This is a genomic window from Mesorhizobium sp. M8A.F.Ca.ET.207.01.1.1 (assembly GCF_004794715.1).
GTDB lineage: Bacteria > Pseudomonadota > Alphaproteobacteria > Rhizobiales > Rhizobiaceae > Mesorhizobium.
The window spans coordinates 1-475 of the sequence record NZ_SRUS01000078.1 but is presented as its reverse complement, the minus strand read 5'-3'; the positions used below and the strand labels follow the sequence as shown (position 1 = coordinate 475).

Annotated in this window: 1 protein-coding gene; it reads right to left on the bottom strand. The window is 72.0% G+C overall.

Going from position 1 to position 475, the window contains the following annotated elements; all coding sequences use genetic code 11:
- Positions 1–475, bottom strand: a 475-nt coding sequence (locus EN850_RS33530) for an NAD(P)(+) transhydrogenase (Re/Si-specific) subunit beta (protein WP_210238002.1), incomplete at both ends; no start/stop codon positions are given.

Here is a 475-nt window from a genome sequence, read left to right as displayed (position 1 = left end):
CAGGGCGACCAGCAGGTTAATCACCGGCTGGCCGGGCCAGGTCACGCGCTGGTCAAGGCGCCCATCGAGCTTGGCCCAGGCGATCACCGAACCGGACAACGACACCGCGCCGATCGCCGCGCCCACCCCCCCCAGCAGCAGCATCGTGCCCGACGGCTGGCGCGCGGCCAGGTCGGCCAGCGCCTGCGCGCTCCAGTGGCTGGTATCGCGGTGGGCCAGGAAGGCATAGCGCAGCAGTTCCACCGCACCGATCGCCGCCGCCGAGCCACCGCCCATGCCGTTGTACAGCGCCACCATCTGCGGCATGTCGGTGATGGCAACCTTGCCGGCCGACCACCAGGCCAGGCCCGCGCCCAGCAGCAGTGCCACCAGGATCAACGGCACGTTGTGCAGTTCGGGCAGGAAGAAGGTGGCCGCGGTGGCCAGCAGCATGCCCAGCCCGGCCCAGCGGATGCCGCTGCGCGCGGTCAGCGGC